This is a genomic window from Streptomyces sp. 2A115 (assembly GCF_052245575.1).
Lineage (GTDB): Bacteria > Actinomycetota > Actinomycetes > Streptomycetales > Streptomycetaceae > Streptomyces.
Window position 1 is genome coordinate 14,116 of the sequence record NZ_JBQQCG010000079.1, and the last position, 20,244, is coordinate 34,359.

Genomic DNA, 20,244 nt, shown 5'->3' on the forward strand with positions numbered 1-20,244 from the left:
GTGACAAGCGAAGCGAGATGGGGGTCCCCCCGCCCGAAGGGTGGGGGAGGGCGGACTCGATGCGCCGAGGGCCGGTCGATACGGCTGTTCCGCCCCGTGGGGGAGGGGAGGCCGGCATGAGTACGCCGCTGTACCAACTGAAGGCCGAGTTCTTCAAGACGCTCGCGCATCCGGCGCGCATCCGGGTGCTCGAGCTGCTGAGCGAGCGGGAGCACGCGGTCGCGGAGATGCTGCCCGAGGTGGGCATCGAGCCCGCGCACCTCTCCCAGCAACTGGCCGTACTGCGGCGGGCGAACCTGGTCGCGACCCGCAAGGAGGGCTCGACCGTGTACTACTCGCTGACCAGCCCGCACGTGGTGGAGCTGCTGCGGGTCGCGCGGACCATTCTGTCCGGTGTGCTCGCCGGACAGGCCGAGCTGCTCGCCGACCTGCGCGCCGCGCAGACGGGCAACCAACCGCCGTCCTAGCGGCGGCCCTCGACAGGCGGCCGCCTCGCTGTGACTCCGGTCAGCCGGAAGGCGAACAGGCGCCGGAGGCAAGGGAGTCCGGTGGGCGGCGAGGAGCCGGAGCCGTGGTCATCGGAGGGATCCCTCGGCGGCCGTTCGGCCGGACTCGACCCGGGCCGACTGCTGGGCGGGCACGGCGGGCAGTACCCCGGCGCCCTCCAGGTACGTACGGGCGCCCGCGATGGCCTCGGGCGTGGTGGCGTACTCCCGGCCCTCGCTGCACACCAGCCGGAGCGCGCCGACCGATTCGAGGACCTGGCGCTGCCCGGGGCGTACCCCGGACACCATGACGACGATGCCGCGCCGGTTCAGCTTCTCCACCGCGTCCTTGAGGACCAGCGCGCCGGTCGCGTCCATGGTCGTGACGCGGGACAGGCGCAGGATGACGACGCGTACGTCGGCGACCTCGCTCAGTTCCAGGAGGAAGCGGTGGGCGGCGGCGAAGAAGAGCGGGCCGTCGATGCGGTAGGCGACGATGTGCTCGGCCATCAGCGCGTGTTCCTCGGCGGAGTGGTCGCCGTCGTCGAGCGGCACCTGCTCCACGCGGACCTGCTCGGCCACCGCGCGCAGCGCCAGCGCGCCGGCGACGACCAGGCCGATGATCACCGCGTACACCAGGTCCAGGGCGAGCGTGGCGACGGCCGTCAGGACGAGGATCAGCGCGTCCGAGCGGGTGGCCTTCGCCATCGCGCGGAGCGAGCCGACCTCGACCATGCGGATCGCGGTCGCGATGAGCACCCCGGCGAGCGCCGCCAGGGGGATCTTCGACACCAGCGGGGCGGCCGCGAACACGATGGCCGCGAGGATCGCCGCGTGGGTGAGCGCGGCGAGCCGGGAACTGGCGCCGGTGCGGACATTGACCGCGGTCCGCGCGATCGCACCGGTCGCCGGTACGCCGCCGAACAGCGGCGCGGCGATGTTCGCCAAACCCTGGCCGAACAACTCCTTGTCCGGGTCGTGTTTCTGACCCACCGTCATACCGTCCGCGACCGAGGCAGACAGCAGCGACTCCAGGGCCGCGAGGGCCGCCACCGCCACGGCGGGCGCGAGCAGCGAACCGAGCGCCGACGGATCGAGGAAGGCCAGGGACGGGGCGGGCAGACCGGCGGGCAGTTGCCCGATGGGGGCGGCTGCGTCGAGGTCGAGGAACTGCGCGACGAGGGTCGCCGCGACGACGGCGACGATGGAGAAGGGGATGGTGGGCCGCCAGCGCGCCCCGACCAGCATGACCGCGGCCACGGCTCCCGCGAAGGCGACCGCGGTCCAGTTCGGCGTCCTCGCGAACTCCTCGACCGCCTGCCAGGTCACCACCAGCACCTTGTCGCCCTCGGGCTTGGGCACGCCGAGCGCCTGGGGGACCTGTTGGAGACCGATCACACACGCGATGCCCAGCGTGAAGCCCTCGACCACCGGCGCGGGCACGTACTGCATGTACTTCCCGGCCCTCAGCAACGCGAGGGCGACCAGCATGAACCCCGCGATCAGTCCCACGGTGAGCACACCGCCCGGCCCGTACCGCGCGACGATCGGCACCAGGACCACCGTCATCGCACCGGTCGGCCCCGACACCTGGAGATTGGAACCGCCGAACACCGCGGCGAGCGCTCCCGCCACGACGGCGGTCGCCAGCCCCGCCTCGGCTCCGAGCCCCGACGAGACACCGAAGCCCAGCGCGAGCGGCAGCGCCACGATCGCCACGGTCAGGCCCGCGAGCAGGTCCCGGCGTGGGCTGCGCCGCAGCTCCGCCAGGTCGGCACGGGCGGGCAGCAGGGTACGTACCGGGCTCCACGCCCGGTCGATGAGGGAGCTCACTGGGGCGCGACCTCGGCTTCCCGCAACTGGGCGAGCAGTTCGTTCTGTCCGGCGAGCATCTCGGTCAGGATCCGCCGCGCGGCTCGCATCAGGTCGGCGACATCGCCGCCGGCCAGCGCGTAGACGACGGTCGAGCCTTCACGCTTCGAGGTCACGATGGCCGACCGGCGCAACACCGCGAGCTGCTGCGACAGCGCGGCGGGCTCCACCTCGATCGCGGCCAGCAGGTCGCGCACCGGCGTCGGCCCGTCCTGCAGCAGCTCGAGGACCCTTATCCGTACGGGATGGCCCAGCATCCGGAAGAACTCGGCCTTGGCCTGGTACAGCGGAACCGACACAACCCCTCGACTTTCCCGTCGGACGCTCCACCCCACCCCGGGGCACAGCCACCACACCATCTAACGAATTGCAAAATTTCGCAATTAAGCTAGTCGACATCACTTGGCGACGGGGACCGCATGACGCCGGCCAAGTTCCTGAGGAAGACGTGGGGCCGAGCCGCCGGCGTGGCTGTGCGGCGGCCGTGAGGGGTAAGGACCCGGGCAGGACCCGAGGTGAGGACGGATGCGATGACCAGGATTCCCCGCTGGGTTGTCCGGGCGACCGGCCTGCTCGCCGCGCTGGCGATACTGCTGTGGCTGGCGACCCGGCTCGTGGAGAACTTCTGAGCGTTCAGCGGCGGCTGATGCTCCGGACGCTGACGAGAGTCAGGATACCGAGGCCGACGAGTCCGGCGGCGGCGCCGATGAGTTCCGCGGTGGCGTGCATGGGACCTCCAGGAAGGGGTGAGGAACGAGTGAACGAGGGCAGGGGAGGAAGGTTGGACGGGAGTAGGGATTCGGCTTTTTTCATATAGGCATGCGGACCTGGTCAGCCGCGTAATCCGCAACCGCGGGCGCCCTGATTTCACTCGGAGAGCAGACGGCGGGACGGGGCTTCTCCCGCTCGGGACGGTCCGACGGCGGGGGAGGGTGGGCGTGGCCGTGTTCGACCGCTTACGATCCTCTGCGTGTCCAAATTGACCGACGTGCCCAAACGGATCTTGATCGGGCGCGCACTGCGCAGTGACCGGCTCGGAGAGACACTCCTGCCGAAGCGCATCGCACTCCCCGTCTTCGCTTCCGACCCGCTCTCCTCCGTGGCGTACGCACCCGGAGAAGTGCTCCTGGTCCTGTCCATCGCGGGCGTGTCGGCCTACCACTTCAGCCCCTGGATCGCCGTGGCGGTCGTGGTGCTGATGTTCACCGTCGTGGCCTCGTACCGGCAGAACGTGCGCGCCTACCCCAGCGGGGGCGGCGACTACGAGGTGGCCAACACCAACCTCGGACCCAAGTCCGGCCTCACCGTCGCCAGCGCGCTGCTCGTCGACTACGTCCTCACCGTCGCCGTGTCGATCTCGTCCGGCATCGAGAACCTCGGCTCGGCCGTCCCGTTCGTCATCGAGAACAAGGTGCTCTGCGCGATCGCCGTCATCGTGCTGCTGACGCTGATGAACCTGCGCGGGGTCAGGGAGTCCGGAAAGCTCTTCGCGATCCCGACGTACGTCTTCGTGGCGGGCGTCTTCCTGATGATCGCGTGGGGTGCGTTCCGCGGTGTGGTCCTCGACGAGACCATGAAGGCGCCGACCGCCGACTTCGAGATCAGGGCCGAGCACGAGGGTCTCGCGGGCTTCGCTCTCGTCTTCCTGCTGCTGCGCGCCTTCTCGTCCGGCTGTGCCGCGCTCACCGGCGTCGAGGCGATCTCCAACGGCGTCCCGGCCTTTCGCAAGCCCAAGTCCAAGAACGCGGCGACGACGCTCGCGATGATGGGCCTGCTCGCCGTCACCATGTTCTGCGGCATCATCGCCCTGGCCATGACGGCGAAGGTGCGCATGGCCGAGAACCCGGCGCACGACCTGCTCGAGAACGGCGTCGCGGTCGGCGCCGACTACGTCCAGAACCCGGTGATCTCACAGGTCGCCGAGGCCGTGTTCGGCGACGGCAGCTTCATGTTCATCGTGCTCGCCGCGGCCACCGCGCTCGTCCTCTTCCTGGCAGCCAACACCGCCTACAACGGCTTCCCGCTGCTCGGCTCGATCCTCGCGCAGGACCGTTATCTGCCCCGTCAGCTGCACACGCGCGGCGACCGCCTCGCCTTCTCGAACGGCATCGTGCTGCTCGCCGGCGCGGCCATCCTGCTGGTGTGGATCTACGGCGCCGACTCGACGCGCCTCATCCAGCTCTACATCGTCGGCGTGTTCGTGTCCTTCACGCTCAGCCAGACCGGCATGGTCCGGCACTGGAACCGTCACCTGGCCACCGAGAAGGACCAGGCCAAGCGCCGCCAGATGATGCGCTCCCGGGCGATCAACACGTTCGGCGCCTTCTTCACGGGGCTGGTGCTGGTCGTCGTCCTCGTCACCAAGTTCACGCACGGCGCCTGGGTCGCGCTGCTCGGCATGGTGATCTTCTACGCGACGATGTCCGCGATCCGTAAGCACTACGACCGGGTCGCCGAGGAGATCGCCGCGCCCGAGGGTCCCTCCGACGACATCGTGCGCCCCTCCCGTGTCCACTCCATCGTCCTGATCTCCAAGCTCCACCGCCCGACGCTGCGCGCCCTCGCGTACGCCAAGCTGATGCGCTCCGACACCCTGGAGGCGCTCAGCGTCAACGTCGACCCGGCCGAGACGAAGGCCCTGCGCGAGGAGTGGGAGCGGCGCGGCATCGACGTGCCGCTGAAGGTCCTCGACTCGCCCTACCGCGAGATCACGCGGCCGATCATCGAGTACGTGAAGAGCCTGCGCAAGGAGTCTCCGCGCGACGCGGTCTCCGTGATCATCCCCGAGTACGTGGTCGGCCACTGGTACGAGCAGCTGCTGCACAACCAGAGCGCGCTGCGGCTCAAGGGGCGGCTGCTGTTCACGCCCGGCGTGATGGTGACCTCCGTGCCGTACCAGCTGGAGTCCTCCGAGGTCGCGCGGAAGCGGGCCCGCAAGCGGCAGGAGTGGAACGCGCCGGGTGCGGTGCGGCGCGGTCCGGCGGAGGAGCGGTCGAAGGAGTCCGGCCCGCGCAAGGGCTGACGGACTTGTGGTAAGCGGTCGGGTGGCGTCCACGTAGACTGGTGGGCTGTTGTCCGGCCGTTCCCCTTTTCGCATTTGGAGTTACCCCGCCATGCAGGAAGAACCGAAGAAATCGCTGGTGGGGGAGGAGTACGAGGTCGAGATCGGCCCCGTGGCCCATGGCGGCCACTGCATCGCCCGTACGACCGAGGGCCAGGTCCTCTTCGTCCGGCACGCGCTGCCCGGCGAGCGGGTCGTCGCCCGGGTCACGGAGGGCGAGGAGGACTCGCGCTTCCTGCGGGCGGACGCGGTCGAGATCCTGGACCCGTCCAAGGACCGGGTCGAGGCTCCTTGTCCGTACGCGGGCCCGGGGCGCTGCGGCGGCTGCGACTGGCAGCACGCCAAGCCGGGTGCGCAGCGCCGCCTCAAGGGCGAGGTCATCGCCGAGCAGCTCAAGCGGCTCGCGGGCCTCACCCCGGAGGAGGCCGGCTGGGACGGCACGGTGATGCCGGCCGAGGGCGACAAGCTGCCCCCAGGTGAGGTGCCCGCGTGGCGTACGCGCGTGCAGTACGCGGTGGACGAGGACGGCAACGCCGGTCTGCGGCGCCACCGTTCGCACGAGGTCGAGCCGATCGAGCACTGCATGATCGCGGCGCCGGGCGTCAGCGAGCTGGGCATCGAGCAGCGTGACTGGGCCGGCATGGCGTCGGTCGAGGCGATCGCGGCGACGGGTTCGCAGGACCGCATGGTGATCCTCGAGCCCAAGCCGGGCGCCCGACTGCCCCTCGTCGAGCTCGACAAGCCCGTCTCCGTCATGCGCGTCGAAGAGCACGACGGCGGTATCCACCGCGTCCACGGCCGCGCCTTCGTCCGCGAGCGCGCCGACGACCGCACCTACCGTGTCGGCAGCGGCGGCTTCTGGCAAGTCCACCCGAAGGCCGCGGACACGCTGATGAAGGCGGTCATGCAGGGCCTGCTCCCGCGCAAGGGCGACATGGCGCTGGACCTGTACTGCGGAGTCGGCCTGTTCGCGGGCGCGCTCGCGGACCGGATCGGCGAGAAGGGCGCGGTCCTCGGCATCGAGTCCGGCAAGCGTTCGGTGGAGGACGCCCGGCACAACCTCGCCGCGTTCGACCGCGTCCGCATCGAACAGGGCAAGGTCGAGGCGGTCCTCCCGCGCACCGGCATCACCGAGGTCGACATCATCGTCCTCGACCCGCCCCGCGCGGGCGCCGGCAAGAAGACGGTCCAGCATCTGGCTTCGCTGGGGGCACGCAAGATCGCTTATGTCGCGTGTGATCCGGCGGCGTTGGCGCGGGACTTGGGGTATTTCCGTGAGGGCGGGTATCGGGTGCGGACGTTGCGGGCGTTCGATCTGTTTCCGATGACCTCGCACGTGGAGTGCGTGGCGATTCTTGAGCCTGTCGCGAAGGGCCTTTGACCTGCCGGGCCGGCACCGACATCGCCACCCGCGCCAAGGACGTCCAGGACGGCATCGCCGACATCATCACCGTCGGCACGATGGCCCTCGCCAACCCCGACCTCGTCGAGCGCGTACGCACCGGCGCGCCCGTCAACACCCCCGATCCCGAGACCTTCTACGGCGGCGGCGAGGCCGGCTACACCGACTACCCCACCCACACCGCCTGACAAACCCCGGCCATACCGGTCCTGGTGCAGGAGGACGTAGTCGGTGTCGGCGTCGACCGGTTCGCACCAGATCCCCGGACGCCACCGGGTCCACCTCCCGAAAGGTGACGCCTTCCGGCTCCCGCGCCATGAGGAACGTACGAGGTCCTGACCGGCGAGGACGAGGAGTTCGCCGCCCGCGTCAAGGACGCCGGAATCGACACGGCGACCGTGGTGCTCCCGGGAGGCCGGCACTCGTACCTCTACGGCGCAGGCCGCATTCCGGAGACCGACGCCGCCATCACACAGTGGCGACCGGCAAGGGCTACCACGACTACCCGACCAGACCCGGCCTGCGCGCGCCCGGTTCCCTCGACGTCGCCGGCATATCGACCGCACCCGGACACGGTGTCCCGGACTCGGCTCCCCACCAGCAGGGTGCTCCGAACGCACCACGAAGGGAAGCCCCAGCCCTCATAGGGTCAGGTCAATGGTCCAGGTGTGACGAGTCGTGGGGGTGCTCGCGCAGCTCATCACAGTCATCGTTGCGGGGAGATCATCGGTCACCGAGCCACCTGATGGTGCGTCAGCGCCAGGTGGCGCACGGCGGTCACGAGGGCGCACTGTGGACGTCACCGCCCCCCGAAGGGGTCACCCACGGCCGGATGGAAGCAGGGGACCTCGGCGGCGGCTCACTCCTTGGCCTTGTCCTGTGTGCCGCGGATGAGTTCCGCCTCGTCGGGTGCCAGATGCCGGCCGTTCTCGGCTGCGACCTGGGCCAGAAGGAGTTCTCCGGTGTGCGCCACGTGCCGTCGCATCGCCTCGGCGGCCGCGGCCGGGTCGCGATCGGCGAGCGCGTCGAGGATGGGCAGGTGCTCGGCGGCGATGTCGGCGAGTGAGCGGGTGCGGTCGACGGTGGAGGCGCCGACCGTGGCGATGGTGTCGCGCAGATTGGCGACTGTCGTGACGAGCAGCGAGTTGCCCCCGGCGGTGAGGATGTGCGCGTGGAAGGCTCGATCGTGGGCCATGAAGCGGGCTTCGTCGTGGTCGGCTGCCGCCGCACCCATGTCCGCCAGTTCCCGCCGCAGGCCGTCGATCAGGGCGGGATCGACGTGCTGGGCCGCCAGTCGGGCGGCGGGCACCTCCAGCAACAGACGCAGGTGGAAGACCTCGGCGATCTGGCGGGGCTCGCGCCGCACGACCCTGAAGCCGCGGTTGCGCTCGATCCGCACCAGGCCGAGATCGGCCAGTCCCAGCAGCGCCTCGCGTGCCGGGGTACGGGAGACGTTCAGCCGGTCCGCGAGTTGGCTGACGGAGTACAGCTCACCTGGCCGCATTTCTCCGGTGACTATCGCTTCCTTGACCACCTCGGCGATCTGCGTACTCAGATTCGCGTTACCGGCGATCTCCCGCACCCTGGGCCTCCTGCTCGCTCGTACTCCCGGCGCCTCGCTACGCCGCACCTGACATGTTACGTGTGACATGCCCGGGCCGGTGTTGACGTGAGCGCGCAGCCCGAGCCGCATCACTCGAGGCGGGATGCGAGAAGTTCGGCCAGGTGGACACCCTCGCGGGCTCCGAGGTCGGACAGCTGAGTGCGGCAGGAGAACCCGTCGGTCAACACCACGGCGTCGGGACCCGCTTCGCGTACGGCCGGCAGCAGGGCGCTCTCGGCGATGGCAACGCTGACGTCGTAGTGGCCGCGTTCGGCGCCGAAGTTCCCGGCCTGTCCGCAGCAGCCCCCGACTCTCCGTACCGTGCTCCCAGCCCTTGTGAGCAACTCGCGGTCGTGCTCCCAGCCCATGACGGCATGCTGGTGGCAGTGCGGCTGGGCGACCACACGCACGCCGTCCAGGTTCGGTGGTTCCCACCCGGCGCGCGGGGCGAGGTGCTCGGCGAGCGTCCGGACGCCACCCGCCACCTCCTGTGCGGCGGGATCACCACCGAGCAGTTCGAGGGCGTCGGAGCGGAAGACGGCGGTGCACGACGGTTCCAGGCCCACCACGGGTATGCCGTCCGCGACCAGCGGACGCAGCTCCGCCACAGACCGGCGCAGTATCCGCCGTGCCGTGTCCAGACGGCCGGTGGAGATCCAGGTCAGGCCGCAGCACAGCTTCTTGCGGGGAATGCGGACCGCGAATCCGGCATGCTCCAGCACCCGTACGGCGGCGATGCCCACCTGCGGGGTGAAGTGGTCGGTGAACGTGTCGACCCACAGGAGCACCGGATCGCCCGGGTCGCCGACGCGACCGCGTTCGCGCCGGTGCTCGCTGAACCAGCGCCGGAAGGTCTGGCGGGCGAACGGCGGCACATCGCGGCGCGGGTCCACTCCCGCCATGCGCTTGCCCGGTGCGGCCAGCGGACCGGACATGGCACGGTTGACCAGTCCCGGCGCGAGGGAGGCGAGCCGCGACCAGGTCGGCAGGCTTCCCAGCGCGTAGTGCGCCGGCGGTCGTGGACGATGACGATATGCCTGGTAGAGGGCCTCGGCCTTGTACATGGCCATGTCGACGCCGGTCGGGCAGTCCGACGCGCAGCCCTTGCACGCCAGGCACAGATCCAGCGCCTCGCGTACGGCCGGCGCCCGCCAGTCGGGCACCAGTGAGCCGACCGCCATCTCCTGCAGCACTCGCGCGCGGCCCCGCGTGGAGTCCTTCTCGTCCCGGGTGGCCCGGTAGGAGGGGCACATCACCTCACCGTCCCCCGTCGGATCGGCGCGGCACTTGCCCACTCCGGTGCAGCGGTGAACCGCGGCGGTGAAATCCCCGGCGTCCTCCCGGTAGCCGAAAGCCAGGTCGGTGCGGATCGAGTGGGCCGCCGGGGTCCGCAGATCGGCGTCGAGCGGGCGGGGACGCACGATGACCCCGGGGTTCAGGACGCCGGCCGGGTCGAACACGTCCTTGACGGCGCTGACCGCCCTCAGGGCCGCTGAGGAGTACATCAACGGCAGCAACTCGCCCCGGGCCCGCCCGTCCCCGTGTTCGCCGGACAGGGAACCGCCGTACCGGGCCACCAGCTTGGCCGCCTCGAGCAGGAACTCTCTGAAGACCGCCGGACCGCGCGGCTCGGTCAGGGGGAAGTCGATACGGACGTGCACGCAGCCGTCACCGAAATGCCCATACGGTGTACCGGTCAGCTCGTGATCGGTGAGCAGAGCCTCGAACTCGCGGAGATAGGCACCGAGCCGCTCCGGCGGGACGGCGGCGTCCTCCCAGCCGGCGTGCGCGGCACGGCCGCGTTGTGAGCGGGCGGCCAGTCCGGCGCCGTCCTCTCTGATCCGCCACAGCGCGGCGGCCTGCGCCGGGTCGGTGATGATTCGGTGACCGCTCGCACCCGTGTCCGCCGCCACCACGGCGGACTGCCGCACGGCGAGGGCGCTCTCGTCGTCGTCGGACAGTTCGACGAAGAGCCAGCCGCGCCCCTCGGGCAGCGGTGGCACCGCCCCGTCACCGCGCCGGGCGCGTACAACGTCCACGATGCGGGCGTCCAGCCCCTCCACCGCGACGGGCGAGTGCGTGAGGATGCGCGGGACGGCGTCGGCGGCCGACGCCAGATCCGGGTAGCCGAGGACGACCAGGGAGGTCCGCGCCGGGACCTGCACCAGCCGGACTGTGGCGCCGAGCAGCACTCCGCACGAGCCCTCGGTGCCGACCAGTGCGCGCGCCACGTCGAATCCGCGCTCCGGCAGCAGGTGTTCCAGGGAGTAACCGGAGACCTGCCTGCCGAACCGGCCGAACTCGGTACGGATGGTTGCGAGGTTGGCGCGCACCACCTCGTGCAGTGCCGACAGCGTCGGGGAGGAACGCGGGTCGGCGGATCGGACGGCGGTGAGTCGCTCGCCGCCACCGGTGAGCACGTCCAGTTCGACGACGTTGTCGGCGGTGCGGCCGTAGCCCAGAGCGCGTGAACCGCAGGCGTTGTTGCCGATCATGCCGCCGATCGTGCAGCGGCTGTGCGTCGAGGGGTCGGGACCGAAACGCAGTCCGTGGGCGCCCGCGGCCCGCTGGAGATCGTCGAGTACGACGCCCGGTTCGACCACAGCCGTCCTGGACCCGGCGTCCACGTCGCGGATGCGGGTCAGGTGCCGGGAGAAGTCCAGCACCACGCCGCTGCCCACGGCGTTGCCGGCGATCGACGTGCCGGCGCCCCGTGCCGTCAGGGGGACGCCCAGATCGTGGCATACCGCCAAGGCGGCCGCCACGTCATCGGCCCCCCTCGGGAAGGCGACGGCGGCGGGTACGACCCGGTACAGCGAGGCGTCGGTCGCGTATTCGGCTCTCCGGCGCGTCGAGGCGTCCACCTCCGTCACGCCCGCCGCGCGCAGGGCGGCGACCACCTCCTTCGGATCCATCTCGACCGTGTGCATGTCCGAGGGGGCTCCTGATGTCTCGTGGGGGGCCTTTGATGTGGGCAAGCAGTGCGTCCCAGGGGCGGGGGTGGCCAAGGACGGGGCGCCCGCTGTCAGAGTCCGCTGCACTGGCGGCCACGTGGGGGAGATCGGTCGTCGGGCTGTGCGCGACCGGTCACAGGCTCGGGGGTGGGGTGGGTTCGCCGCCCTGGCCGGGTGGCTGACCGTGCGTGTGGCCGGGACCATGCGTGTGGCCGTGGCCGTGGCCGTGAGTCTGGGTGTGGGGGTGGCTGTGGACGTGGGTTTCTCCAGCGCCCACGCCGGGCACCGGGTCGCCGGCCCGCAGCGGTCGCTGCTCGAAACGTCCCTCGTGTGCCACGATCGGCCGGCGGTCGCCGGCCAGCTCCGGGTGGGCGTCCTCCAGACGCCGGCGGGCCTCGGCTGTGCGCCGCAGGTGGGTCACGTAGTCCCGATCGCCTTCGTAGGTGCCACGCCAGGTCTGTGGCATCGACTCCGCGGACGGCGGCAGCTTCGCGGCGCCCGCGAGACCGAAGACGCTGGGAACCTTGGACGTCGGCGCTCCGCAGACCGGGCAGTCGGGCAGGGGCGCGGTGAAGGACTGGATGACCTCGTGGCGGTGGCCGGACGGACACTTCAGATCGTAGATGGCCATGGCCGCCTCACCAGTTGTCCAGCGAGCGGACGAGGATCCGCTCGATGTCCTCGTCCGTGACCGGCCGGGGAGCGGTGGCGAGCAGCCTCTGCTGCTTCATCGCCCCCTCGACCAGGTCGGGGACGTCCGACGTGGTGTAACCGACGCCGCCGATACCGTTCGGGATGCCGATGTCCTGCATGAGCTCCGTCAGCATGGCGGGCAGGAAGTCGGCGAGGTCCTTCGGCCTGGCGGCGGTCGGGTCAAGCAACTCGGCGGCGCGCACGTGCCGTTCCGGCCGGGCGGAGAAGGTGAACCTGAACGCCTCCGGTGCGGTGAGCGACACCGACATGCCATGGGGCACCATCGGCTCGTGCACCGCGTAGCCGGGCGGCCGGAACTCCTTGACCCGCCCGGCGATCGGATAGGCGTTGGCGTGCGGGATGTGGACTCCGGCATTGCCGAACCCCAGTCCGGCCATCGTCGCGGCCAGTGCCATGTCCACGCGCGCCGCCACGTTCTCGCCGTCGCGCACCGCCGACCGGAACGAGCGGCACAGCAGTCGGAGGGCCTGCTCGGACCACATGTCGGAGATGGGGTTGGCACCGCAGTAGGGCACCCGCTGCTCGGGAGTCTTGCGGTCGTAGGAGTCGTACGGTCGAGCGGTGTAGCTCTCCAGCGCGTGGCAGAGGATGTCCATCCCGGACGCAGCGGTGACCTCGGGGGGTTGGGTGACCGTGAGCGCCGGGTCGACGACCGCCAGCGTGGGCCGCAGCCAGGCGTGACTGATGCCGGTCTTCACCTTCAGTGCGAGCACGTCCAGCACGCAGATGGTGGTGCTCTCCGAACCGGTACCGGTCGTGGTGGGCACCGCCACCAGCGGCTTGAGCGGTTGGGCGGGCGCCTTGGCAGCGCCCACGGGCGCGTTGATGTAGTCCATCAGCTCACCGGTGTTGGTGGTGAGCAGGTTGACGGCCTTGGCGGTGTCGATGCTGGAACCGCCGCCGACGGCCACGAACGCGTCCCAGGGCCCCGAACCTCGGGCATGGTCGATGGCCTGCCGCAGGCTGGCGTCCGTGGGCTCGACGTGTACGCCGTCGAACACGTGGGCTTCGACACCGAACTTCGCCATCTGTTCGGCGACCCGCTGAGGGTGCCCGGTGGCGGCGATCTGGGGATCGGTGACGATCAGGACCCGCTTGGCCCCCAGGCGGGCCAGATCGAACCCGATCTCGTCGCTGGCTCCCGCCCCGAACTTCAGGGCTGGCGAGCCGTAGGTGAAAACCGTCTCCGTGGACGTGTCCGGAATCATGAGTAGTAGCCGTCCGGGGCCCGGCGCATGGAGCGCAACTGCTCGGCGTCATGGCCGAAGACCACCTGGGCGTTCGACTGCTCGGCCAGGCCTCGGATCTTCTCGACCGAGCCGTACCAGGCCGACAGGTCGTTGACGATGGCCGCCGGTGTGGCAGGGGGGCCGTAGGAGTCGCCCATGTAGACGGCGTCCGACGTGAAGATCATCGAACCGGTCTCCGGCAGGTCCACCTTCATCGCCATGGTCCCCGGTGTGTGCCCCGGGGCCTCGATCAGGGTGACCCCCGGAAGGATCTCGGTGTCGCCCGAGACGGTCTCGAAGTCGAGTCCCTCGTAATCCGCCTTCAGGTGTGCCCCGTTGAAGGCGCCCTCGTAGCCGAAGGCCCACTTCTGTTCTTCCGAGTGGCACACCAGCCGCGCGCCGGTGCCGGCGAACATGTTCACGTTCCCGGCGTGGTCGAAGTGAAGGTGTGACAGCACGACGTAGTCCAGCCGCTCGGGGCTTACGCCGAGCCGGCCCAACTGGGCGTCGAGGTACTGATCGTCACTCACCTGGTCGTAGGGGAAGAACTCCTGCAGCCCGGTCGGTTCCCACCGGGTCTCCCAGTCGCGCGGGCAGCTGGTGTCCCAGAGCAGTGTGCCTTCCGGTGTCTCCACGAGAACGGCGTGGGTCGTGCAGGGATACCACTCGACCGGCCGGTCGCGGTCGGCGCGGGAGCGCATGGTGCGGCCCGGCTTCAGCAGCAGCCAGGACAAATCGCAACTCATGGCCCCGCAGTCCAGGACATGCACTTTGGTCGGCGCCATCGGACCTCCTTGTTGTCCTTGTTGTCCGATCCGTACGAATGGGTTGAGTGTGATGTGTTGCATGCAACACGTCAAGTGCCCAAGCCGACTTGGATTTCTGTTGATCTCGGACGGGGTCTCTCCCGGGCCGCTGATCAAACTGCGGGGCCGCGGCGCGGTTGACCCACTCGTAGTCGTCGGTGACCAACGCCGGCATTCCCGGCAGCGCGTCGGGTGCGGTCATCAGACCCAGTTGACCGTGCGCTGCCGCAACCGGGACGGTGACCGGCTCATTCCTGCGCGCCGCTGCGAGGAAGTCGCGGGTCAGGACGCCCGCCAGGACCAGGGTCTCCCGTATTCCGAGCGCGCCGGCCGAAGCCGGCCCGTCGGTGAAGGGGCACTGGGCTACCGCGGCACGCAGTTCTGGATGCCGGGCGGCGACGGCGATGGCGTGGCCCCGCCGAGCGAACTGCCCCACGCCGCGACCCGTTCCCGGTCGGCTTCGGGGAGATTGGCCGCGTAATCGAGGGCGGCGTCCCAGTCGGCCAGTTGTCTGGTCATGGACAAGACCTGGCGCGGTTCGCCGTCGCTGTCGCTGTCGCCGAGACTGCGGTAAGTGAATACGAGCACCGCCAGCCCGATGGCGGCAAATCGTTCGGCGTAGGGCGCCAGCCCCATCTCCCGGGTGGCGCCGAGGCCGTGCCCCATCACGACCACCGGCACGGGCGCGGCGGAGGCGGTGTCCGGCCCGTACAGCCAGGCCGAGCGGTACGAGTGACCCGAGGTGAACTGCACGGTGCGCCGGCTGAACTTCGTGGCCGCCTTGTGTGTCATGCGGTCACTTCCTCTTTGCCTGTCGCGGCGTCTCCGCGCTGGAGGGCGGCGGCATAGCCGCCGGGCTGATACAGCGGCAGCTCACCGTTCTCCGCGGTGTCGCGCAGGTAGCCCTTCATGAGTTCCTGCGCCTTCGGCTGCGGCAGGGAGGCGAGGAACTCGGAGCGTTCGAGGTGCAGCCCGTCGGCCATCGACAACGAGCCCCGCCGCTACGAGTACCACCTGACCGCCAAGGGCGAGGCCTTCGCCTCGGTGCTGCTCGCCCTGCGGGCCTGGGGCGAGACGTGGTGCAAGGAGCCCGGGGAAGGGATTGCCGTCCATCACCTCCACAAGACCTGCGGGCGCGAGGTGGGCCTGAGCGGCACCGTGTGTGAAGGGTGCGGCGAGCCCTTCACCATGAACGAGGTGACGGGTGAACTCAGCGCCGCCTTCGCACAGGAACGCGAGGACAGGAGCACGGCCGCCAGGCAGGATGCCGAAATCCGCTCAACCTGATCTCTCCGTTCCACTTGGGGACGGCTGGCTCCGGACGGGAAATACGCAAGCGCGTTCCTGACCTGGTCCGATGAGCCTTGCTGAGGCTTGGCAAGCCGGTCGACGGAATCGCCAGGCGCAGGCACGATCCACCGGCCGCTCCATAGCGGGGGTCCGTCGTGGTCAGCCGGCGGGGGAGGAGGCCGGCAGGTCCTGGTCTGCGGCCCAGGAGGCGAGGATGCGCAGGCGTTCGTGGGTGGGGGAGCCGGGGGCGGCGGTCCAGACGGTCAGGTGCTGGTCGGGGTCGGTGTTGGCGGTGAGGGTGTCCCAGTCGAGGACGAGTTCGCCGACGACGGGATGGTTGAGGGTTTTCGTGCCCACGGTTCGGGCGGCGACGTGGTGCTCGCCCCACCAGCGGGCGAACTGCTTGTCCCGCATGGACAGTTCACCGACCAGCTCGATCAGGCGCGGGTCCTGCGGATACTTCGCGGCCTCCATGCGCAGTTGTGCCACGGCGATCTGGGCGGAGGTGTTCCAGTCGGCGTACAGGGGGCGCATGGCCGGATCCGTGAAGATGAGTCGCGGGTAGTTGCGGTGCTTTTCCGGGACCCGGGAGAAGTCGGTGACCAGGGCGGCGGCCAGCGCGTTCCAGGCCAGGATGTCCCCGCGCCTGCCCTGCACGATGGCGGGGGTGGCGGTGAGGTCGTCCAGGACTCGCTGCAGCTGCGGCTGGACCGTCTGCCGGCCGCGCCGCCGGGTGCGGGTGGTGGTCTTGCCCGCGAGCTGGAAGAGGTAGCCCCGCTCGTCGTCGTCGAGATGGAGTACGCGGGCGAGGACGTCCAGCACCGGTGCGGATGCCTGCATGCGGCCCTGCTCGAGCCGGGTGTAGTAGTCGGTGCTGATGCTGGCCAGCTGGGCGACCTCCTCGCGGCGCAGCCCCTCCACCCGGCGGGGCCGGTCGCTCTCGGGCAGTCCGACCGTGCGTGGACTCAGCTCCGAGCGGCGCTTTTTGAGGAATTCTCCCAGCTCATTGAGGGGGACGTTGGCGGTCATGCTTCCCAGCATGACACCGATTTCACCCGTGAAAGGGGGGACATTTTACTCCCAGGATGTTCCCCTCCCGGGATGAATTTCTCCGCTTTTCGCGTCTGCCCTCGGGTGTGAGGCTCGACATCGAGCAGTCGAGCCCGAGCCCGGCTGCGGCTCACCGATCCCCGCACCGAAGGAAACACCCCATGCGCGGAGCAGTCATCTACGCCCCCGGCGACGTGCGCTTCGAGAACCTCGACGACCCGAAGATCATCAATCCGACAGACGCGGTGATCCGCACGGTCGCCACCTGCGTGTGTGGCTCGGACCTGTGGCCCTACCGCGGCGCGGAGCCGGTGGCCGTGCCCCATCCGATGGGGCACGAGTACGTCGGCATCGTCGAGGAGGTCGGCAGCGAGGTCACCAACGTCAGGCCGGGTCAGTTCGTGGTCGGCTCCTTCGCCACCTCCGACAATACCTGCGTGAACTGCCTGGGCGGCTGGCAGTCCTCCTGTCTGCACCGCGAGTTCATGAGCACCTGCCAGGCCGACTACGTGCGCATCCCCAACGCCCACGGCACCCTCGTCGCCACCGACGAGCACCCGGACGCCGAACTGGTACCGAGCCTGCTCGCCGTCTCCGACGTGATGGGCACCGGCTGGTACGCCGCCCTCGCCGCCGAGGTCAAGCCCGGCTCGACGGCCGTCGTGGTCGGCGACGGAGCCGTCGGCCTGTGCGGTGTCATCGCCGCGAAGGAACTCGGCGCCGAGCGGATCATCGCCATGAGCCGCCACGACTCCCGCCAGAAGCTCGCCCTCGAATTCGGCGCCACCGACATCATCAGCGAACGCGGCGACGAAGGCATCGCCCGTGTCAAGCACCTCACCGGCGGCATCGGCGCCGACTCCGTGCTGGAGTGCGTCGGCACCGCCGAGTCCATGCGGCAGGCCCTGCACTCCACCCGCCCCGGCGGCAACGTCGGCTTCGTCGGCGTCCCGCACGACGTGGCGATCGACGGCCAGGAGCTGTTCTTCTCCCACGTCGGCATGCGCGGCGGCCCCGCCCCCGTGCGCCGCTACCTGCCCGACCTCATCGACCGGGTCCTGTCCGGCCGGATCAACCCGGGCAAGGTCTTCGACCTCACCCTGCCCCTGGACCAGGTCGCCGAGGGTTACCGGGCCATGGACGAGCGCCGCGCCGTCAAGGCCCTCCTCAAGCCCTGACCGCAAACGCGTCCACACCGGGGCCGCACCCAGGCGGTGCGGCCACAGGACCGGCAACCACCCCGGCTCACACAAGGACCGACCATGACGACCTTCGCCCTCGTCGGCGCCGGCCCGGGCCTCGGGCTCGCCACCGCCCGCCGCTTCGGAGCCGCCGGCCACACCATCGCCCTCATCGCCCGGGACGCGGAGAAGCTGGACGGCCTGACGGCCGACCTCGCCCGTGACGACCTCCAGGCCCGCGGCTACACGGCCGACGTCCTCGACATCGAGTCCCTGACCGCGGCCCTGTACGCGGCCGCGGCCGACCTGGGGCCCATCGAGATCCTCCAGTACAGCCCGGTGCCGCGCGCCGACTTCATGAAGCCGGTCCTGGACACCAGCGCGGACGATCTGGACGCCCCGCTCGCCTTCTCCGTCAAGGGCCCCGTCACCTGCGTGAACGCCGTCCTGCCCGGCATGCGCGCCCTCGGCCGCGGCACCCTGCTGTTCGTCAACGGCTCCAGCGCCGTACGACCCAACCCGAAGGTCGCCGGCACCTCGATCGCCTTCGCCGCCGAAAGTGCCTACGCCCGCACGCTCCACGACGCGCTCGCCCCGGAGAACATCCACGCCGCGCAGCTGATCATCCCCGGAGCCATCCGGCCCGACGCCGAGCACAACGGCCCCGACGTGCTGGCTCAGCGCCTGTACGACATCCACGTCAAGCGGGACGGCTTCCGCCACTACTCCGAGCCCCTGCCCGACCAGCCACAGGACGCCCCCGTGAACTCGGCAGCCCTTCGCGCTCTCGCCCGCGCCTCCATGGCCACCACTGTCCTGCTGGCCGCGGCGGCCTGCGGCGACACCTCGTCGGCCTCCCCGCACAAGACATCCGCCGCATCCTCCGCCCGGCAGCAGACACCGACGGCCGAGGCACGCACCACACCGTCCGACAGGAACACCGCCATGGACATCCGGGTCACCCTCGACGGCCGCCCCGTCGACGCCGCCTTGAACGACAGTCCGGCTGCCGGTGACTTCGCCGAACTGCTCCCGCTCTCCCTGGATCTGGAGGACTTTCACCAGACGGAGCGGATCGCCGACCTGCCGCGCAGGCTGACCACCTCGGGCGCTCCCGAGCCGCGCGCGCCGAAGGCCGGCGACCTGACCTACTACGCGCCCTGGGGCAACTTGGCACTCTTCTACCGCGACGGCGACTCCGCCAACGCCGACCTGCTCATCCTCGGCCACATCGACGCCGACGCCGACCGACTTGCCGGGGCCGACCGGATCACCATCCAAGCCGCGCCCTGACCCGCCCCACCGCTCGCCCCTCACGGGAGGCCCCGCAAGAAGGGGGAGGAGATCCTCCCCTTTTTGTCCGGTTCGGCTCATGGAACCTCCCACGCCGGGCTGCTGATCACCGCGTTCGCCATCGGCGTGATCGTCGGCGCACCGACCATGGCCATGGCGACAATGCGCCTTCCGCAACGCCTGACGCTGATCCTGGCCCTGTCCGTGTTCTGGCTCGGACATCTGGTCGCCGCGCTCAGCACGTCCTCCACGATCGTCCTCATCGCCCGCGTCGTCACGGCCGTGGCCACCGGAGCGTTCTGGTCCGTCGGCTTCGTCGTCGCCACCGCCGCCGCAGGCCCGCACGAAGCCACCCGCGCCACGGGCGTCTTCACCACCGGCCACGCCCTGGTCGTCGACGGCGGCCAGATCGTCTGACCGCGGCGCGGCAAGGCACCCTGCCGCCGTAGCCCATCCAGACAGCTCCGACACCAGTCGCGCCACCACACCTCTGCACTCGAATGGAGACCACGACGTGAACCCCACGTACGACTTCACCGGCCAGGTCGCCCTCGTCACCGGGGCCGGCGCCGGTATGGGCCTGGCGACCGCCCGCGCCTTCGCCGCGGCCGGAGCCGCCGTCGCCCTCACCGACATCGACGAAGCGGCCTTGAACGCGGCCGCGAAGGAACTCACCGACGCCGGCCACCAAGTCCTCGCCCTCACCTGCGACGTCAGTGACGAGGACCAGGTCGCCGCCGCGGTCGATCGCACCGTGGAGACCTTCGGCCGCCTCGACATGGCCTACAACAACGCCGGCATCCAGGTCCCGCCCAGCGACGCCGCCGACGAACCCGCCGAACGCTTCGACCGCGTCAACGCCATCAACCTCCGCGGTGTCTGGGCCTGCATGAAACACGAGCTGCGGCACATGCGCGCCCAGGGCAGCGGAGCCATCGTCAACTGCTCCTCCCTCGGCGGCCTCGTCGGCCTCCCCGGTCGCGCCTCGTACCACGCCTCCAAACACGGAGTCATCGGCCTGACCACCAGCGCCGCCCTCGAATACGCCCCGCGCGGCATCCGCGTCAACGCCGTCTGCCCCGGCACCATCGACACCCCCATGGTCAGCGACATGATCGCCAAGGGAGAACTCGACCGGGCGGAGGCCGAGGCGAATCAGCCCGTCAACCGCCTCGGCACCGCCGAGGAGATCGCCCAGGCGGTCCTGTGGCTGTGCAGCCCCGGGGCGGGTTTCGTCATCGGCGTCGCCCTCCCCGTGGACGGCGGCTACGTCGCCCGCTAGGGACAGCCGGCCCACGCACAAG

18 protein-coding genes and 2 pseudogenes are annotated in these 20,244 nt (G+C 70.3%); 10 read left to right on the top strand and 10 right to left on the bottom strand.

Annotated elements, in window-relative coordinates:
* The first annotated feature begins 116 nt into the window (after window positions 1-116).
* Entirely contained in the window at window positions 117-467 is a 351-nt protein-coding gene (locus tag ACTWQR_RS43495; protein WP_443232816.1) for an ArsR/SmtB family transcription factor, read from the top strand.
* A 108-nt stretch (window positions 468-575) separates the two neighbouring features.
* Here the strand turns inward: ACTWQR_RS43495 and ACTWQR_RS43500 are convergent, their stop codons facing one another.
* Both ACTWQR_RS43500 and ACTWQR_RS43505 read right to left on the bottom strand, forming a co-directional pair.
* Window positions 576-2,318 (bottom strand): SulP family inorganic anion transporter, encoded by a 1,743-nt coding sequence (locus tag ACTWQR_RS43500; protein ID WP_443232817.1) that lies wholly within the window; start codon window positions 2,316-2,318, stop codon window positions 576-578.
* Complete coding sequence (locus ACTWQR_RS43505) at window positions 2,315-2,656, bottom strand: ArsR/SmtB family transcription factor (protein ID WP_443232818.1); 342 nt, start codon at window positions 2,654-2,656, stop codon at window positions 2,315-2,317. Before ACTWQR_RS43505 ends, ACTWQR_RS43500 begins: the two co-directional genes overlap by 4 nt.
* 671 nt (window positions 2,657-3,327) lie before the next feature.
* Between ACTWQR_RS43505 and ACTWQR_RS43510 the strand changes: the two genes are divergently transcribed.
* From ACTWQR_RS43510 to ACTWQR_RS43520, 3 genes and pseudogenes are all read left to right on the top strand, one after another.
* On the top strand, window positions 3,328-5,379 hold the full coding sequence (locus tag ACTWQR_RS43510; RefSeq protein WP_443232819.1) for an APC family permease: 2,052 nt from the start codon (window positions 3,328-3,330) through the stop codon (window positions 5,377-5,379).
* A gap of 91 nt (window positions 5,380-5,470) precedes the next feature.
* A complete protein-coding gene (locus ACTWQR_RS43515) occupies window positions 5,471-6,799 on the top strand; it encodes a class I SAM-dependent RNA methyltransferase (protein ID WP_443232820.1) in 1,329 nt (442 codons plus the stop codon).
* Between the two features lie 5 nt (window positions 6,800-6,804).
* Window positions 6,805-7,008, top strand: a pseudogene (locus tag ACTWQR_RS43520) (alkene reductase); the annotation flags it as partial.
* Between the two features lie 671 nt (window positions 7,009-7,679).
* Here the strand turns inward: ACTWQR_RS43520 and ACTWQR_RS43525 are convergent.
* The 7 genes from ACTWQR_RS43525 to ACTWQR_RS43555 form a co-directional block, all read right to left on the bottom strand.
* Window positions 7,680-8,402, bottom strand: a complete 723-nt coding sequence (locus ACTWQR_RS43525) for a GntR family transcriptional regulator (RefSeq protein WP_443232821.1) — start codon at window positions 8,400-8,402, stop codon at window positions 7,680-7,682.
* Between the two features lie 110 nt (window positions 8,403-8,512).
* Window positions 8,513-11,353: an FAD-binding and (Fe-S)-binding domain-containing protein gene (locus tag ACTWQR_RS43530; protein ID WP_443232822.1), complete on the bottom strand. Its 2,841-nt coding sequence runs from the start codon at window positions 11,351-11,353 to the stop codon at window positions 8,513-8,515.
* A gap of 157 nt (window positions 11,354-11,510) precedes the next feature.
* Window positions 11,511-12,008, bottom strand: coding sequence for an FmdB family zinc ribbon protein (locus tag ACTWQR_RS43535; RefSeq protein ID WP_443232823.1), 498 nt, complete (start codon window positions 12,006-12,008; stop codon window positions 11,511-11,513).
* 7 nt (window positions 12,009-12,015) lie between these two features.
* Entirely contained in the window at window positions 12,016-13,299 is a 1,284-nt protein-coding gene (locus ACTWQR_RS43540) for a hydroxyacid-oxoacid transhydrogenase (RefSeq protein ID WP_443232824.1), read from the bottom strand.
* A complete protein-coding gene (locus tag ACTWQR_RS43545; RefSeq protein ID WP_443232825.1) occupies window positions 13,296-14,105 on the bottom strand; it encodes an N-acyl homoserine lactonase family protein in 810 nt (269 codons plus the stop codon). Before ACTWQR_RS43545 ends, ACTWQR_RS43540 begins: the two co-directional genes overlap by 4 nt.
* Window positions 14,106-14,489: 384 nt before the next feature.
* The gene (locus tag ACTWQR_RS43550) at window positions 14,490-14,918 is read right to left on the bottom strand and encodes an alpha/beta hydrolase (RefSeq protein WP_443232826.1); all 429 of its coding nucleotides are present in this window, start codon (window positions 14,916-14,918) and stop codon (window positions 14,490-14,492) included.
* Window positions 14,915-15,037 carry a hypothetical protein gene (locus ACTWQR_RS43555; RefSeq protein WP_443232827.1) on the bottom strand — a complete coding sequence of 41 codons (123 nt, stop codon included), beginning with the start codon at window positions 15,035-15,037 and terminating at the stop codon, window positions 14,915-14,917. Before ACTWQR_RS43555 ends, ACTWQR_RS43550 begins: the two co-directional genes overlap by 4 nt.
* Here ACTWQR_RS43555 and ACTWQR_RS43560 point away from each other — a divergent pair.
* Complete coding sequence (locus ACTWQR_RS43560; protein ID WP_443232828.1) at window positions 15,036-15,413, top strand: winged helix-turn-helix transcriptional regulator; 378 nt, start codon at window positions 15,036-15,038, stop codon at window positions 15,411-15,413. The two genes, ACTWQR_RS43555 and ACTWQR_RS43560, sit on opposite strands and share 2 nt — an antisense overlap.
* Window positions 15,414-15,575: 162 nt before the next feature.
* On the opposite strand, the gene ACTWQR_RS43565 is transcribed toward ACTWQR_RS43560, so the two are convergent.
* On the bottom strand, window positions 15,576-16,457 hold the full coding sequence (locus tag ACTWQR_RS43565) for a helix-turn-helix domain-containing protein (protein WP_443232829.1): 882 nt from the start codon (window positions 16,455-16,457) through the stop codon (window positions 15,576-15,578).
* Between the two features lie 170 nt (window positions 16,458-16,627).
* On the opposite strand from ACTWQR_RS43565, the gene ACTWQR_RS43570 reads away from it, so the two are divergent.
* The 5 genes and pseudogenes from ACTWQR_RS43570 to ACTWQR_RS43590 all read left to right on the top strand — a co-directional run bounded on the left by ACTWQR_RS43570 (window position 16,628) and on the right by ACTWQR_RS43590 (window position 20,222).
* Window positions 16,628-17,644 (top strand): zinc-dependent alcohol dehydrogenase family protein, encoded by a 1,017-nt coding sequence (locus ACTWQR_RS43570; RefSeq protein WP_443232830.1) that lies wholly within the window; start codon window positions 16,628-16,630, stop codon window positions 17,642-17,644.
* A gap of 84 nt (window positions 17,645-17,728) precedes the next feature.
* Window positions 17,729-18,388: pseudogene (locus ACTWQR_RS43575) on the top strand (SDR family NAD(P)-dependent oxidoreductase); the annotation flags it as partial.
* Window positions 18,389-18,592: 204 nt separating this feature from the next.
* Window positions 18,593-18,940, top strand: coding sequence for a cyclophilin-like fold protein (locus tag ACTWQR_RS43580; protein WP_443232849.1), 348 nt, complete (start codon window positions 18,593-18,595; stop codon window positions 18,938-18,940).
* Window positions 18,941-19,003: 63 nt separating this feature from the next.
* Window positions 19,004-19,357, top strand: a complete 354-nt coding sequence (locus ACTWQR_RS43585; RefSeq protein WP_443232831.1) for an MFS transporter — start codon at window positions 19,004-19,006, stop codon at window positions 19,355-19,357.
* A gap of 97 nt (window positions 19,358-19,454) precedes the next feature.
* Window positions 19,455-20,222, top strand: a complete 768-nt coding sequence (locus ACTWQR_RS43590; RefSeq protein ID WP_443232832.1) for a glucose 1-dehydrogenase — start codon at window positions 19,455-19,457, stop codon at window positions 20,220-20,222.
* The last annotated feature ends 22 nt before the right edge of the window (window positions 20,223-20,244 follow it).

Bases quoted from the DNA above. Each gene is read 5' to 3' on its own strand.
- ACTWQR_RS43495 (WP_443232816.1), top strand. From the start codon at position 117: ATGAGTACGCCGCTGTACCAACTGAAGGCCGAGTTCTTCAAGACGCTC.
- ACTWQR_RS43515 (WP_443232820.1), top strand. From the start codon at position 5,471: ATGCAGGAAGAACCGAAGAAATCGCTGGTGGGGGAGGAGTACGAGGTC.
- ACTWQR_RS43530 (WP_443232822.1), bottom strand. From the start codon at position 11,353: ATGCACACGGTCGAGATGGATCCGAAGGAGGTGGTCGCCGCCCTGCGC.
- ACTWQR_RS43535 (WP_443232823.1), bottom strand. From the start codon at position 12,008: ATGGCCATCTACGATCTGAAGTGTCCGTCCGGCCACCGCCACGAGGTC.
- ACTWQR_RS43540 (WP_443232824.1), bottom strand. From the start codon at position 13,299: ATGATTCCGGACACGTCCACGGAGACGGTTTTCACCTACGGCTCGCCA.
- ACTWQR_RS43545 (WP_443232825.1), bottom strand. From the start codon at position 14,105: ATGGCGCCGACCAAAGTGCATGTCCTGGACTGCGGGGCCATGAGTTGC.
- ACTWQR_RS43550 (WP_443232826.1), bottom strand. From the start codon at position 14,918: ATGACACACAAGGCGGCCACGAAGTTCAGCCGGCGCACCGTGCAGTTC.
- ACTWQR_RS43560 (WP_443232828.1), top strand. From the start codon at position 15,036: ATGAGTTCCTGCGCCTTCGGCTGCGGCAGGGAGGCGAGGAACTCGGAG.
- ACTWQR_RS43555 (WP_443232827.1), bottom strand. From the start codon at position 15,037: ATGAAGGGCTACCTGCGCGACACCGCGGAGAACGGTGAGCTGCCGCTG.
- ACTWQR_RS43565 (WP_443232829.1), bottom strand. From the start codon at position 16,457: ATGCTGGGAAGCATGACCGCCAACGTCCCCCTCAATGAGCTGGGAGAA.
- ACTWQR_RS43570 (WP_443232830.1), top strand. From the start codon at position 16,628: ATGCGCGGAGCAGTCATCTACGCCCCCGGCGACGTGCGCTTCGAGAAC.
- ACTWQR_RS43580 (WP_443232849.1), top strand. From the start codon at position 18,593: ATGGACATCCGGGTCACCCTCGACGGCCGCCCCGTCGACGCCGCCTTG.